Annotated in this window: 17 protein-coding genes and 2 pseudogenes; 13 read left to right on the plus strand and 6 right to left on the minus strand. The window is 36.2% G+C overall.

The window, feature by feature from the left end; genetic code table 11:
* From JOD28_RS09320 to JOD28_RS09375, 12 genes and pseudogenes are all read left to right on the plus strand, one after another.
* Positions 1-458 (plus strand): IS3 family transposase (locus JOD28_RS09320; protein ID WP_204770528.1); only part of this gene is annotated, 458 nt, incomplete at its 5' end.
* Positions 459-609: 151 nt separating this feature from the next.
* Positions 610-936, plus strand: a complete 327-nt coding sequence (gene trxA, locus JOD28_RS09325; protein WP_010276702.1) for a thioredoxin — start codon at positions 610-612, stop codon at positions 934-936.
* Positions 937-946: 10 nt separating this feature from the next.
* A complete protein-coding gene (locus tag JOD28_RS09330; protein ID WP_011666815.1) occupies positions 947-2,590 on the plus strand; it encodes an FAD-dependent oxidoreductase in 1,644 nt (547 codons plus the stop codon).
* 20 nt (positions 2,591-2,610) lie between these two features.
* The gene (locus JOD28_RS09335; RefSeq protein WP_010276712.1) at positions 2,611-2,868 is read left to right on the plus strand and encodes a metal-sensitive transcriptional regulator; all 258 of its coding nucleotides are present in this window, start codon (positions 2,611-2,613) and stop codon (positions 2,866-2,868) included.
* 302 nt (positions 2,869-3,170) lie between these two features.
* On the plus strand, positions 3,171-3,344 hold the full coding sequence (locus JOD28_RS09820) for a transposase (protein WP_105296268.1): 174 nt from the start codon (positions 3,171-3,173) through the stop codon (positions 3,342-3,344).
* Positions 3,344-4,171, plus strand: a pseudogene (locus tag JOD28_RS09345) (IS3 family transposase); the annotation flags it as partial. The gene JOD28_RS09820 and the pseudogene JOD28_RS09345, both read left to right, overlap by 1 nt.
* Positions 4,172-4,489: 318 nt before the next feature.
* Positions 4,490-6,340, plus strand: a complete 1,851-nt coding sequence (locus JOD28_RS09350) for a heavy metal translocating P-type ATPase (protein WP_010276737.1) — start codon at positions 4,490-4,492, stop codon at positions 6,338-6,340.
* Between the two features lie 63 nt (positions 6,341-6,403).
* Positions 6,404-6,640: a heavy-metal-associated domain-containing protein gene (locus JOD28_RS09355; RefSeq protein WP_010276741.1), complete on the plus strand. Its 237-nt coding sequence runs from the start codon at positions 6,404-6,406 to the stop codon at positions 6,638-6,640.
* Between the two features lies 1 nt (position 6,641).
* Positions 6,642-7,193, plus strand: a complete 552-nt coding sequence (locus JOD28_RS09360; protein ID WP_010276748.1) for a Dps family protein — start codon at positions 6,642-6,644, stop codon at positions 7,191-7,193.
* 16 nt (positions 7,194-7,209) lie between these two features.
* Positions 7,210-7,902: a Crp/Fnr family transcriptional regulator gene (locus JOD28_RS09365; protein WP_011666808.1), complete on the plus strand. Its 693-nt coding sequence runs from the start codon at positions 7,210-7,212 to the stop codon at positions 7,900-7,902.
* 62 nt (positions 7,903-7,964) lie between these two features.
* The gene (locus JOD28_RS09935) at positions 7,965-8,261 is read left to right on the plus strand and encodes a transposase (protein WP_263603994.1); all 297 of its coding nucleotides are present in this window, start codon (positions 7,965-7,967) and stop codon (positions 8,259-8,261) included.
* 386 nt (positions 8,262-8,647) lie between these two features.
* On the plus strand, positions 8,648-9,133 hold the full coding sequence (locus tag JOD28_RS09375; RefSeq protein WP_010276755.1) for a VIT1/CCC1 transporter family protein: 486 nt from the start codon (positions 8,648-8,650) through the stop codon (positions 9,131-9,133).
* 810 nt (positions 9,134-9,943) lie between these two features.
* Here the strand turns inward: JOD28_RS09375 and JOD28_RS09380 are convergent.
* On the minus strand, positions 9,944-10,531 hold the full coding sequence (locus JOD28_RS09380) for a site-specific integrase (RefSeq protein WP_010276764.1): 588 nt from the start codon (positions 10,529-10,531) through the stop codon (positions 9,944-9,946).
* 51 nt (positions 10,532-10,582) lie between these two features.
* Between JOD28_RS09380 and JOD28_RS09385 the strand changes: the two are divergent.
* Positions 10,583-10,741 (plus strand): annotated as a pseudogene (locus tag JOD28_RS09385) (helix-turn-helix domain-containing protein); the annotation flags it as partial.
* 319 nt (positions 10,742-11,060) lie between these two features.
* On the opposite strand, the gene JOD28_RS09395 reads toward JOD28_RS09385, so the two are convergent.
* The 5 genes from JOD28_RS09395 to JOD28_RS09415 all read right to left on the minus strand — a co-directional run bounded on the left by JOD28_RS09395 (position 11,061) and on the right by JOD28_RS09415 (position 14,962).
* The gene (locus tag JOD28_RS09395) at positions 11,061-11,816 is read right to left on the minus strand and encodes an ABC transporter permease (protein ID WP_204770529.1); all 756 of its coding nucleotides are present in this window, start codon (positions 11,814-11,816) and stop codon (positions 11,061-11,063) included.
* Complete coding sequence (locus JOD28_RS09400; RefSeq protein ID WP_004906019.1) at positions 11,813-12,463, minus strand: ABC transporter ATP-binding protein; 651 nt, start codon at positions 12,461-12,463, stop codon at positions 11,813-11,815. The genes JOD28_RS09395 and JOD28_RS09400 overlap by 4 nt, the downstream gene beginning before the upstream one ends.
* A 17-nt stretch (positions 12,464-12,480) precedes the next feature.
* On the minus strand, positions 12,481-12,735 hold the full coding sequence (locus tag JOD28_RS09405; RefSeq protein WP_004906017.1) for a hypothetical protein: 255 nt from the start codon (positions 12,733-12,735) through the stop codon (positions 12,481-12,483).
* Between the two features lie 253 nt (positions 12,736-12,988).
* A complete protein-coding gene (gene arsC / locus JOD28_RS09410; protein WP_010276791.1) occupies positions 12,989-13,405 on the minus strand; it encodes an arsenate reductase (thioredoxin) in 417 nt (138 codons plus the stop codon).
* Positions 13,406-13,855: 450 nt separating this feature from the next.
* Positions 13,856-14,962 (minus strand): DUF3800 domain-containing protein, encoded by a 1,107-nt coding sequence (locus tag JOD28_RS09415; protein ID WP_204770530.1) that lies wholly within the window; start codon positions 14,960-14,962, stop codon positions 13,856-13,858.
* Positions 14,963-15,344 lie beyond the last annotated feature (382 nt).

Consider the following 15,344-nt stretch of genomic DNA (forward strand, 5'->3'; position numbering starts at 1 on the left):
TGATTAGACACTTGCATGATTTGAGCGGTGTTTGGCAAACAGATATCACTTATATTCAGTTGACTAATCACAGATGGGTCTATTTAGCGACCGTTCTGAACCCTGAGAAGAGAAAAGTATTAGGCTATAAAATTAGCGATACAATGACAGCCAAGCTAGCCACAAGTGCCTTACAGATGGCGTTAGATAAGCATCGAAAGCCATTAATTATTCATTCAGATATGGGGTCACAATACACGAGTGCTGAGTTTAATATTAAATGCCAAAATTATGGCTTGAAACATTCTTATTCACTCAAAGGACATCCGTACGATAATGGCCGTATGGAAGCGTTTCATTCAATATTGAAGCGTGAAGAGGTGTATTTGAAGGCATACCAAACATTAACTGAAGTCCAAGCAGCCATTGGTTGGTATATCAATCTTTATAATAGTAATCGTATCTCAAATGTTGCCTAATTAACTGAATAAAAATAGTCCAATTTATTGACTTCTGAGCATGTTGATGAGATTGCTAAAAACTAAGAAAGAAGGTAATATATACCCTAGGGGGTATATATTACCTTCTTTCTTAATCATAGAAACCTAGAATATTTGGAGGAAAGCAGAAATGAGTGCAACAATCAAAGAAATTACTGATAGTACATTTGAAAATGAAACACAAGAAGGGGTTACTTTGACCGATTTTCGTGCTGATTGGTGCCCGCCATGCAAGATGATGGACCCTATACTACAACACTTATCAGAAGAAAATCAATTAGGCGGTAAAATAAAGTTTACCTCAGTAAATATCGATGAAAATAAACAGGTTGCCAGCCAACTAGGCATTCAAGGTATCCCCACGTTAATTATTAAGAAAAATGGTCAAGTCATTGATAAAATTGTTGGATTTCATCCTAAAGATGAAATCGAAAATACTTTAAAAAAGTATATCTAAGAGGTATAACATGAGGATTATTATAGTGGGGGGGGTAGCAGCCGGTATGTCAGCTGCTACTAGACTGCGAAGGCTATCTGAAAAAGATGAAATTATAGTCTTCGAAAAAGGCCCTTTCGTTTCTTTTGCAAATTGTGGGTTACCTTACCACATTAGCAAAACGATTAAACATCGCTCCCAATTAATTGTGCAAACCGCTGATGATTTAAGAAGTAGGTTTAATATAGATGTACGTGTTAACAGTGAAGTGACCCATATTGATAGAGATAATAAGATGATATCTGTCAATCATGATGACCAACAAGAGAAGCTATATTATGATAAATTAATATTATCTTTAGGATCTAGTCCTGTAATACCTAAGATTGAGGGGCTTCATACTCAATCAAACATTTTTCAATTACGTAATATCCCTGATTTAGATAACATTATGAGCCATTTAGATGAGAGTATTAAAACGGTTGCGGTACTTGGTGCTGGATTTATTGGTATAGAAGTTACTGAAAATTTGATTAAGAGAGGTTTTTCAGTCAATCTTATTGAACGTTCTAACCAAATATTGCCAAATCTTGATATTGAGATGGCACAGTCGATTACGAATGAGCTCATAAAAAATGACGTTCGTATCAATACGGGAACTACTATAAATAAGGTGAGCAGAGACATTCTTTATTTAGATAATGGTATGTCAATACAAGCTGATGCTGTTATTATTGCTGCAGGAATTCGACCAAATTCTGATATAGCCATAGCTGCAGGCCTAAAAGTTGGGCCCAATAAAGGCATTGTTGTGGATCATGATTTTAAAACAAGTGACTCTAACATTTATGCAATTGGTGACGTTATCAGTGTTATTCATCAAATTACTGAACAGGAAACACTAATTCCATTAGCGGGACCAGCAAACAGACATGGGCGACAAGTTGCTGATGCTATTCACGGTTTATCTATTAAAAATAAACCTGAGATTGGCACATCAATCGTTAAGGTTTTTTCTAAATCAGCTGCAAGTACAGGTATTAATGAAAAACAAGCAAAGCAACTTGGTTTAAATTATCATGTGACTCATACTTTTTCTTATCATCACGCAAGCTATTATCCTGGCGCAACACAAGTTATGATGAAACTTATTTTTACAAATACTGGTGATATTATAGGTGCCCAAGCTGTTGGAAATGAAGGGGTAGATAAGCGTATTGATCTTCTTGCAACGGCAATCAAATTTAGGCTGAAAGTAGATGATTTACCTGAACTGGAATTAACGTATGCTCCTCCTTTCGGAGCAGCTAAAGATCCCGTTCATATTTCCGGTTATGTGGCTGAAAATATTATTAATAGTCGATCTCATAATATTCAATATAATGAATTAGAGAATTACAGGCGTGATGGTTACTTATTAATTGATGTACGATCTTCTCAGGAAATTAGAGCTATGGGATTAATTAATGGTTTCATAAATATTCCGTTAGAAAAAATACGAGACCGTATTAATCAAATACCAAAAGATACTGGTATCATTGTATCGTGTGCTACAGGTCAACGAAGTTATACAGCTGAACGAATATTTATTAATAATGGATTCAGAAATGTCAAAAATCTTGATGGTGCGTTTTCACTGTATCAGTTGATGTATCCACAAAACATTGTAAAATAATTGACTTATGAGGTTCAGGTATGAATACAATAGCATATCAGTATGAAAATATACAAAATAGGTTAAAGAGATCAGCAGGCCAAATAAATGGAATTGTCAATATGATTGATGAAGAGCGTCCTTGTGAAGAGGTCGTCATACAGTTATCTGCTGTCAGAGCAAGTCTTGATAAGGCAATAAAGTTAGTTATTGCTGAAAATATTAGAAATTGTTCAGAAGCAGAAACAGGATCTGAGCAATATCAAAAGGCACTTGAACTGTTAGTTAGAGTTAAATAGATAGGAACATTAAAATTTAATATGAAAATTTAACAAATTAGAAATGCCACCGTAAAAATAGAGTATAGTGATCAAACCTTCTTAGTGGATCCCATGCTTTCTAAAAAAGAAACACTGGCTGCTCGTATACTGAAAATCCGGACCGCTTTATTTCTAGGGCATAATCCGAGATAATCAAGTATAGGAGTTTTTTTATATTATGAAAGCTAAGCGATACTCAACAGAATTTAAATCATCTATTGTTGCCTTGCATAACGAGGGCCGTTCTGCTAATTCTCTAGCCAATGAATACCCATTTGGCTATGCAAACCGTCACTAGTTGGGTTAAAAAAGCCCAAATCATTGGGACTGATGTTAATGGACAGCCAGTGACTCGCGCCCAATTTAATGCAATGCAGAAAGAAGTCGCAAGACTCAAAGAAGAAAACGAAATTTTAAAAATTGCGGCCGTTTTGCTGGGCGAACATCGCAAGTAACACGTAAGACCCATTTTCCTATTGTCCAATCATTGCTAAAACAGCATTTTAAACTCATGATGGTGCTTCGCCTACTCAAAATACCCAAAAGCACCTACTTTGATTGGGTTCACTATACTGAGAGCCAACGACAACGAGAAGACACGATCTTAAAAGCTTTGTTGCGTGAAATTTGGCAAAATAACTATAAAGCTTATGGCGCGCCACGTCTGCGATTAGCATTAGCTGATCTGAATTTGCATCATGGAACCAACCGAGTTCGTCGTTTAATGCGAGAAGCTGGCATATACTCTGTCATGAGTCGTCGATTTAACAAACCAACGACAACTGTTGATTATCGTCAACGTCCCAACTTAATCAGGCATTCACCCGAAGCCAACGCTTGGAGCATGGACATCACTTATTTAAAGTTGAGTAATGGTCAGTGGGTCTATTTAGCGTCAGTTTTAGAGTTACAAACGCGTAAGATATTAGCCCATCAAATCAGTGCCACGATGGATACCAAATTGGTAGTTACAACACTACAAAGATCGCTGTCAACTGATAAAAAACCAAATTATTTACATACTGATATGGGCAGTCAGTTCACTAGTTTTGGCTTTGAAAATTTGTTAAAGCGACATAAAATTGATCATTCGTATTCAAAAGTAGGACATCCATATGATAATGCCAAAATTGAAAGTTTTCACTCCCTATTAAAGCGTGAAATGATTTATCAATTCCGGTTTCCATCGATTGCACATCTAATTTTAGATGTGTCCAAGTATATTCATTGGTTCAACAACGAAAGAATCAGTCTTGCCAATCAAAAAATAAAAGTTGCCTAATCAGTTCAGCCCTAGATAAAAAATATTCCGAATTATTGACTTATGAGCATTAGCTATAACTATAACTATAACTGTAGTTATAGCTAATGAGTTTAACCAAAATCAATTTGATTCAACATAGTCTCACGGCTGGCTTGATCTAAACCAAGGTAAGCCAGTGTCATGGCCGCACTAGAATGATTCAATAAGTGCATGACTAAGCCAATATTATAATATTTTTACTTATTTAGAACTATTTCATAAACTTGATGGACGTCAAGTTTATATCTCCCAAAAGTTAATACACTTTAGTTGAACTAAAATTAAGGGAGAAATCATATGCAACATAATATTCTTAAACATAAAAATAAAATTATGAGTATCAGTGGCTTACTCATTGCTTTAGGACTAATCGCACACTTTATTTTTGCCAATACAACAATTTCTAATAGTGCTTTTATTATAGCTTCGATATTAGGCGTTACCCCCATTTCTTTACAGGCTTATCAGGCTATGAAAGTAAAAGTAGTAAGTATTGATATTTTAGTAACGATAGCGGTCATTGGTGCTCTCTTTATTCAAAATTATGAAGAATCAGCAATTGTTACTTTTTTATTTTTATTTGGATCATATTTAGAACAACGAACACTTAACCGAACACGATCAGCTATTAAAGAGTTGACGGAAATGGCTCCAGAAACTGCTTTTAAGCAATTGACAGGGGGACAATTTGCAGAAGTAGATATTGATGAAGTAGAAGAAGGGGATATTCTCCTAGTAAAGACTGGTGCCAAGATTCCCGTAGATGGTCAAGTAACTACTGGAAAAGGATATGTAAATGAGGCTAATATCACAGGTGAATCTTTACCTTTAAAGAAAGAAAAAGACGATGAAGTATTTGCCGGTACTATTATGGACAATGGTACTATTCAAATAGTGGCTGATAGAGTAGGGGAAGATTCTACATTTGGAAAAATTATTGAGTTGGTAGAAGAAGCACAGGATTCTAAATCAGAAGCAGAACGATTCATTGACCAGTTTTCTCGCTGGTATACACCTGCAGTACTTACAATTGGGCTGTTGGTTTGGGTATTAACCAAAGATACAGAACTTGCGATTACTGTATTAGTACTTGGGTGCCCAGGGGCCTTGGTAATTGGTGTACCTGTTTCAAATGTTGCGGGTATAGGAAATGGTGCAAAAAATGGTATTTTATTTAAGGGTTCTGAAGTGATTAGTCATTTTGCCAATGCAGATACAGTGTTATTCGATAAAACAGGTACCTTAACTGAAGGAAAGCCTGAAGTGAGCGAGATGATTCACTACGGGAATAATCAGGAGGAGGATTTATCGCTATTGTTTTCAGTTGAAAATGAGTCTGATCATCCATTAGCCGTTGCTATTGCAAATAAATTAGCACAATATAAATTAAAACCTATAGAAAATACACAGGTTGTAAAAGGTGGGGGCGTAATTGCTCACGTAGATGGGCACATTGTTTCAGTAGGGAATAAAGCCTTAATGAAACAAGAAAGTATACCGCTATCTGATGATGTTCTTAAAAAATTGAATAAATTAGAAAGAACCGGTAATTCAATTGTATTAACGGCAGTTGATCATAAGTTAATCATGTTAATGGGTATCCGCGACAAAGTTCGACCAGGTGTTAAGCAGGACTTACAAAAATTAAAATCACTTGGTATTAAAAATCTCATTGTATTATCAGGTGATAACCAAGGTACAGTTAATTCAGTTAAAAAGGAACTAGGTTTAACCGAAGCCCATGGTGATATGCTACCAGAGGACAAGCAAGCATTTCTAAAAAGACGACAGGACTCAGGTGAAATAGTTGTTTTTATCGGTGACGGCGTTAATGACAGTCCCTCTCTGGCTACTGCAGAGGTAGGTATAGCTATGGGGAATGGAACAGATGTCGCAATTGAAAGTTCAGATATTGTTTTAATGAATTCTAACTTTAACCGCCTTCCTCATGCCTTAGGCCTAGCAAAAGGAACATATGCGAATATGCGACAAAATATTCTAATTGCTGTTGGAGTCGTAATAATACTATTGGTTAGTTTAATATTTAGTGAATGGATGTCTATGTCAATTGGGATGTTGGTTCATGAGGCCAGTATTTTAGTAGTTATTTTAAATGCAATGAGATTAAGAGGTTATCAATTAAGATAATTGATCTATATCAAGTATTTTAAAAAGAATGGCCTATATAATTTACTTAAAGGAGTGATAGATATGACTAAAGCAACATTAAAATTAGAAACATTAACTTGTCCATCATGTTTACAAAAAATCGAACATGGTTTAAAACAGACTGCTGGTGTAAAAAAAGATTCTGTAAAAGTACTTTTCAATGCGAGTAAGGTAAAAGTGGATTTTGATGAAAATCAGGTCAATTTGAATACAATTGAAAAAGCAATTGAAGACTTAGGATACCCAGTAATTAGTTCAAAAGTAAAGGAAGGTGCATAAAATGACAACGATAAATGAAAGGCAAGAAAAATTAGCTGCCGAACAAGCATATAAAGAACACATTCATCATACTAAGATTAATTCTGCAGCTGTTACAGATCATATACTTGCTAATATTCATACATTACATGTAAAATTACATCAATATCATTGGTATGTAAAAGGCAAAAATTTCTATGCATTGCATAATGTTTTTGAAAATTTATATAACGAGAATGAGGCATGGTTTGATAAAATTGCAGAACGTTTACTAGCTTCAGGATTTAAGCCAGCATCAACAACTACTGAATTTCAAGAATTTACAACGATTTCTGAAGATTCTTCGGAAAAATATTACACTGCTGATGAGATGGTCCTACAGATAGTAGAAGATTTTAGATCTAATCGTGAATTTACTATTCGTGCAATTCGCTTAGCACAAGAAGAAGGAAATGATGCTTTGGAAGATTCACTAATTAGTTATAAAGCTTATTTAGACGTAAATATTTGGCAACTTCAAGCATTTATTAATAAGGATGCCTTAGAAGACGATGACTATATAGATAACGATTAATTAGGAGGAAAACGGTATGGCAAACCATAATCATCATAGTCATGTAGATTGTATACGTTTAGTGCCGATTTTCAATCATCTCAATGATGAACAAATGCGTCTAATTGCTCAATCAGCGAATGAAGTACAATACGTAAAGAATGAGCTATTATTTAGGTTTGGTGATAAAGATGACACATTATATATCATAAACAATGGACGTGTACGTATTTATAGCCTAAGTGAGTCTGGTCGTGAGCAAACTATACGCATCCTACATCCTGGTGATTTTATGGGGGAAGTTGCTATTTTACAGACTGAAAGTTATCATTCGAATTATGCTGAAGCAATATCGGAAACAAGTATTTGTAGGATTCATAAAAAGAATTTAGATCAATATTTAGATCTCTATCCAGAAATCATGCGACGAATATTATCGGATATTACAAAACGGCTACAGTTATCAGAAAAACAAACTGTGCAAGTCAGTACTGAACCTGTTGAAGCTCGAATTATTGATTTTCTATCAGAAAATGTTGAAGATGAAAAAAACCATACTTATGTGACTTTACCCATGTCAAAAAAAGATTTGGCTACTTACCTGGGGACAACTCCAGAAACAATAAGCCGTAAGTTCTCATCATTGGAAGAGAGAGGTCTAATTAAACGGCATACCCAAAAATGTGTTGAGATATTTGATTTAGATGAATTATTATTTGTATCAAGTTAAGTCGATTTATACTTAAAAATAAGGATATCGTTTTAAATGATGAACATGGCGGTACACAGTTCATCGTCACTAACCTAAGTCTTCCACAAAAAGACATCGTCCGTGTTTACCGCAAGCGTGCGGCGATTGAAGATATTATTCGCGAGCTTAAAGGTGGATTTGCCTTTGGCAAAACTGATAGCAGTTCATTTTTCGCCAACAAAGCGCGCATGTGGATCTCAGTAATTGTATCAAACTTGATGCGGTTGATGAAGAGTATTGCGTTGGACGACCAGCAACAATCGTGGACAATCAATACCTTTCGAGACCGTTTGTTAAAAATCGGTGGACGTGTGTCACTAAGCACGCCCGCAAGGTGATTTTGACGTTAGATAGCCGCATCCAAGAACAATTCGATGGTCTGTTCTGGCGAGCTTGGGAACGACTAAATGCTTTGTAGCAATAAAACAACGAAGTAGATTTTCAAAAAAATAGCAAAATCTGGCTGGTTTTAGTGTTCCTATTTTTCTCAAAAAACGCTCAATCGAAAAAACACCCTGAAACTGTGCCAAGGTACTGGCAGTTTCAAGGTGTTTTATCGTATTTTACTGATTTAGCTGTGGTTAAAAATTTAGTGCATGAATAATCCGGGTTTTATTTGTTTCGTTTTTGAAACATTTTTAATCCGATGTGAAATTACCGATAATTGGTCACTTTTTTCTTATATATTGGTTTTATCACCACTGAGAGAAACTGGAGAAAATAAATGAAAAAACACGTTTCAGCCATCGTCTACGGTGGCTTAGATGGCATTATCACGACGTTCGCAGTCGTTGCTGGATCGGTCGGTGGTAACGTTTCAAACATCGTTATCATCATTTTGGGATTCTCAAACTTATTAGCCGATGGCTTTTCAATGGGGGCCGGTGCCTACCTGTCAGCAACATCGGATAACAATCAATCAAAAAGTAAAGCATTGGCAGCTGGTATCGCGACATTCATTTCGTTTAACGTCTTCGGTTTAATTCCACTAGGTGCCTACTTAATTACAAATGCGCTCATTCACGACAAAGACATCGCCTTTCCAATCGCCTTTGTCATCGTCGGTGTCTCTTTGGCGTTGCTAGGCTGGGTGAAGGCCAACCTGTCAGAGCAGAAAGTAAGAACAGAAATTCTACGCACACTTTCTGTCGGGTACGTCGCTGCAATTGTTGCTTATGGCGTTGGTATCTTACTGAATTATTATTTGTAGACAAAAAAACACCTTGAATATTCAAGACGTTTTTCTTTTTAGATATTTAGTTATATGGTAATCAGTTATAGATTATTTAAGTCAAACAATCCTCGATGCTTAGCTTCTTCTTTAGCTGCGTTCATTAAATCAGCAGAGTATAGCGCATCAGGGTGCTTGCCTGTCGATTCGTTAGAAATAATCCGGGTAAAATTTTAAATCATATTTTTAGAACACCTTTAATTGAGTCGACCTGTAATAGCTAACCATGTATACAAAGAAACGATATGTTATATTACGTCATCGAAAATGGTGTCCTTAGGGAGTTACTTTTAGTGGTTACCAACACGCCTGCTGACAAAAAACACTTTTTTGTAAAGAAAACCCCAAACAGGTGAGTAAATCTGTTCGGGGATATCTAGAAAGACGCTCTATGGTCGAGAAAAGTGAGATGGTGTAGAACTTAATACCCGGATTATTCATCAAGACAAACAAAAACCCGCTGAAACAGCAAGTTAATACCGTTTCAGCGGGTTTTGCGCTTTCACCCGTTGGGTGAAAACCATAGGAGCTCTTTGTTATGATATTTTGTTAGTGAAAAACAAACCAAATACTCAAAAATTGGAGCGTCTAAAATTATGACTCAAAAAGTATTACCTAGCAACCCTTTAGTTGCAGTTTCAGACAATGGGGCACCAATTACCTCGGATGGTGGCAACGTGTAATGATGTTGTCTAATTGTGCCTTAGTAATCCTAGTCATTAAAAATACCTCCATAGTGGCGTCAAAATGAACAAATACGTGCTAATTTAGGGAGATTAGTTGGCGTTATTACCCAAAATCAATTTGATCTAACATTGTTTCGCGACTTGCTTGATCCAGGCCAAGATAAGTAAGCGTCATAGCCTCACTTGAATGATTCAGTAAGTGCATGACCAAACCAATATTGTAGTTTGACTGTGTATAGACGCGGTAAGCGCCTGTTTTACGCATGGTGTGTGTGCCTAGATAGTTGATACCTAATAGATCACCAACACGTGACATGACCTTATAAAACTGCTTCTCAGTGATATGCCGGTCTGGATGGGCCGTTGAAGGAAATAACCAGTCCGAATTGATATTCTGTTGGACTAGCCAATCATGATATTGCAACAAGTCTTGTTGCACGGGCTTTAAATATAGTGTATTTGCTTTACCGGTCTTTTTATCATGAATAAAGGCCGTGTGTTTAACAGAGCCATCTGGATTATAGACATCGGATTTCTTTAACGTCATCACATCACTCACCCGCAGCAGGGTGGCTTTGCCAACTTGAAAGATGGTGTAGTTACGGCGACCTGCCCGAAAACTATCTAGTAAGGTGTCTTGCACCATTTTTAAGACGTTAGAGTCTTTGATTGGGAGTACGATTTGTTGCATATCTATTTAACCTCAATAATAGAACAGTCCTTGCCTATAATTGGTTCACTTTTGTCTAGTATAACCTATTCCGAACGAATTAAAATCGAAACCTTTTGTGAACTAGGGCTGTCCAATATCCAAATGGGCGTTCGGCTGAACCGATCACCGTCAACAATTTCTTATGAATTATCTCGATGTCAACCTTATCAGGCTGAATTAGCACAAACAACAGGATCAGCAACACAAACAACGTCCCACTGATAATGATCAACCAGTGGATATTGCTACCTAAAATTGTAATCGCCAGCATGGTTAAAAACGAATAGAAAAATAGCGAAAACCAAATACCGTTACCTAGGCGAACCTTATCGCGATGATAACGCCAACCACAAATGGTTCCAAATATGAGTGGTACTAACCAGCCCCAGTAAAACATTGCTGGAACTGGAACCCAAACCGCTGCGTCATTCACATCAATACCCCCGCATTAAGTTTTATTTCAGCTTCCATCATAAAGGACTCCCCGCGGGACTGCAATCAGGAGTCATTACTTCAACTGTTTTTGTTCATTATAGAAATTACGGTAAGCTAAATAGCACGCAATGATTGACCCCAAACTAGTCGCTGATAAGAGCATGAACGTGACCATAATTTGATACCTAATGGCCCGTACTGGATCGACCCCTGCAAAGATCAAACCGGACATCATCCCTGGCAGACTGACTAGACCCACAGTCTTTGCCGAATCAATGGTTGGTGACATCCCCGTACGAATCGCCTCACGCACGATGGCAATCGAAGCCTCAAGTAGACCAGCCCCTAACGCCAACCGTTCAAGCACACCTTGCCGCTGGTCATGAAACTGACTATTGAGGCTGCGATAAGCCAGCCCAATTGCGACCATTGAATTCGACGCAATCATACCAGAAATGGGAATCATTTGCGATGGCACAAACTTAATCGCACCAGATAGCACGAGGACGCCGAGTGTTACCCCCGTACTAACAAAAATGGCTAATAACGAAATGGCTAATGCATGGTCAATCCCCGGCCCCCGTTTTTTCGCATTCCAAGCCGCATTGAAGATAATGAAGCCTATCATCGCCAGCGTTAGCCACAAATTGTTGACTCGGAAAATATACTTTAGCAAGTAACCCACGATAAATAGTTGTACAACAGCCCGCACGACACCAATGACGATGTCCCTATCCAAGCCAAGTTTCTGCCACAAACTAATTCCTAACGCGACGAGCACTAACATTGCCGCCAAAAATAGCGACGTATTATTAACTGCTAAATTCATGCGTGTACCTCCAATCTGCCAGCAACTACTTTCGCTAATTGATCTGCCGCAGCAATCTCTGTCGCGTCATGAGTAATCATGATCGTTGTCACGTGATCCTGCTCATTTAACTGTCGTAACCAGGCGTGCACGATTTGCTTATTATTTTCATCCAAACCAGCTGTCACCTCATCTAATAACAACACTTTTGGTAAGAATAAGATGTTGCGAATCAGTGCGACCCGCTGCCGTTCACCACCGGAAAGCTCGATAATCGGCTGATGCAGGGTTCGTTCGGACAGCCCAACATTATTTAACGCCGTTACCACTCGTTGCGTATCCATGACTTGCTTACGAATTTGGTACGGGAAAGCTAAGTTATCTGCCACCGTCTCACCAAATAACGTCGGTTGTTGGAAACAATATGAGACTTGCCGCCGATACATGATTGGGTCATAACTTTCAATCGGCTGCCCATCAAAAGTCAAGGTCCCACTTGTTTTAGAAATCATGGCCGCAATGATCCGTAACAACGTACTTTTCCCACCACCGGATGGTCCCGTCAATGTAATATGAGCCCCAGCTGGAATCTGCCAATCAACATCATGTAAAATATGTTGATCAGCGATTTGATAATTAACTTTTTCTAAACTAATCAATGAATTCATATGCCCACCCCCGATTACTAATTTATAATCATTATTCGCACCAATCCCGATCGCACAATGATCGGCGCCGACAACAGCCGGATGAAAAAGTGCTCAGAAGTCAATAAATTGGACTTATCTGTTTGATGTATTAATACACGAACCTGTGTAGCCATTGGCAAAGCCATATGAATCATACCTGAGTCAAAGTGTTCCGTATAACTACGGAGAAGTGCTAATTGAACTTTTAATTTATCATTATTTTCCTTGATCGATCGTTTTTGTCTAGACATACGTTTTCTCCTATCTAGGGAGTATTATATCATTTTATAAAAAAACAGTCCCAATTATCTAACCGGTAGATAATCGGGACTGTTTTAATCGTCTTTTCGAGGGGTCATTATATAATTATAGCCCCTAAATTAAGGAATGTTTTAGTGACTACCTAGGATCATAGTTAACTCATAGCAAAACTCCTGGTATTTTACTTAGAAGTCAATAAATTAATTGGACTGTTTTGCTGCGGCACTATATGGCGTTTTTTTATTAATGAACGTAGTTATTCAAACTTGTAACTAATTTTTTAATTTCGTCACGAACCTTACGGAATTCTTGTAGTTGTTCTTCTAAAGTTCCTGTGGCTTGCGCTGGGTCAGATAAAGGCCAGTGTAAACTCTTGGTTTGAGGGGGAAGCATAGGACATTTATCCTTGGCATCACCACATAAAGTAATAACTAAATCTGAAGTGTTCAAATAATTTAGATCAATTAATTTAGAGTAGTGGCTACTAATATCTACTCCATCTTCAGCCATAACTTTAACAGCATTTAGATTTAACCCATGAGTTTCAATCCCTGCACTCTCGATTTGAAACTCATTTGCCGGCAATATTTTTTTTGCATATCCTTCAGCCATTTGACTGCGACAAGAATTTCCTGTACATAAAAAATAAATTTTTTTCATTCTAAACCACCTATAATTTTAATTTGTATAACAACATGATACACCATAAACTTAAATGCAATGCTTCCATCAACATAGGTGTATAAGTATCAAGGTCTTCTATGTACTTTGTGGCGCTTTAAAGTGCCATTATTATATTATAGACCCTGAATTAAGGAATGTTTTAGTGACCACCTAGGATCATAGTTAACTCATAGCAAAACTCCTGGTATTTTACTTAGAAGTCAATAAATTAATTGGACTGCTTTATGGTGGTAAGTTATGACTTATTTTAACACCTTTAATTATAAGGCACAAAAAAAAAGCGACACAATTGTTAAGATATGTCACCTTTTAATGCACATTATCTTGTATCGCAAATTAAATTTAATATAATTTCTTACCGTCCTTAAGTTGATATGTTCTGGATCTTTTATAGTCAGTAATAATCGAGTATCTGAATTATTCTAGTTAAAATTTATAAGTTAAGAAATCGGAAACTTTATTTTCAAACGTATTACTCCCAGAACCAATTTTGAAACCCTGACTTTCAGATAGTGAATTGTTCATAACTTGTTGTAATTTTCGAATGTTTGTTTCTTGATTGCTAGATAAACTGTTTAAAATATCTGAAATTTTCGATTCCGAATTTTTTTCAAGGAAACTCATCCAATGTCTTAAAATGCCAACTGTTAAATCAGATAATTGTAATAATCGAGAATGTTTAGAATCATCAAAAATATAGTCTACTAGTTTGTCATTTACATAAATAGGGTTATTCGCTAAAAATGGCTCAATATTATATTCATGATCAAATTTGTGATGAGAATTTGGAAAAGAATAAATACTCTGTGCGTATAGATCAGAGTAGTTATCTATCAATTCACCCTCGACATTATTTTCTAAAAGAGGAAGTTTGGACCTAATTGCTGATTTTAAGATCTGTCGTAAATACTCTAAACAAAAATCATCTCCGTATGGGGTAATTTCATTTATCTTTTCTATAATTTTATTTATTAGTAATTTAGGGTTGTTAACATTTGGATAGCCTAATAAAACGAAAAGGTTTGTAAAATATTCTTTATCAGTTTTCATAATTTGATACAAACAATCTTTTAGGTCACGATTAAATTCTATGCCGAGAAGCATTGAATTGGGTAAAGAGTCAACAATGTCAACAATAGAGAAATAAAAATTATCTACATAATTATAGTGGATAAAAACATTGTCATTTTCATAAAGCCAATTCAAAAAAACTTTTACTCTTTTTTTATCCATTAACTCAATAAAATTATTGGCACCATTCTTGATATGCTTAAACTTTATTTCTTGAGCATTTGCTTGCATACCAAATTTTGAGAAGAGGCTATCAACACCTTCAACAATGTCATGCGAGTCGGTTTTTATGCCAATTCCTCCAAGTATGAAATAGGCATGTTCGTCAGCATTAAAACCTTTATCGTCTACTTTAAAAGATCTAAAGTTATTTGTTTCATCATAATACAGATGAAACTGGTTATCTGTTCCGGTAACTTTCAATTCGTTTTTAACATGTTTGTAGAATTCAGTGTAATCCATCTATTAATGCTATCCCTTTTTTTAAATATTAGTTGTATTTTACCCTTAACTTGTTAGTTATTGTACTTTAATTTAGCTTGTAGCACTTTATTACAATCGTCAATATTTAGATCCTGACCAATAGGGTCATCAAAAATAATTTTAACAGCAAACATTCTTGTTTTACCAGTAACCGTTTCATAAACAAAATATACATAAAATGCTTTCTTATTAGTAAACTTTGTAAGTGCCTTAATATTACTGTATAGCTTATTTTTTATTGAATTTAAAAAATTTTTTTTATTGATTGGTAGATTGCAAGAATTAACCGAACACTGCAAACTGCTGAAAAACCTTTCGTGGTGATTGCCAGTTGAGTGTTTTCATTGGTCTCGCATTGATC

The sequence above is a fragment of the Leuconostoc rapi genome (genome assembly GCF_016908715.1).
Classification (GTDB): Bacteria; Bacillota; Bacilli; order Lactobacillales; family Lactobacillaceae; genus Leuconostoc; species Leuconostoc rapi.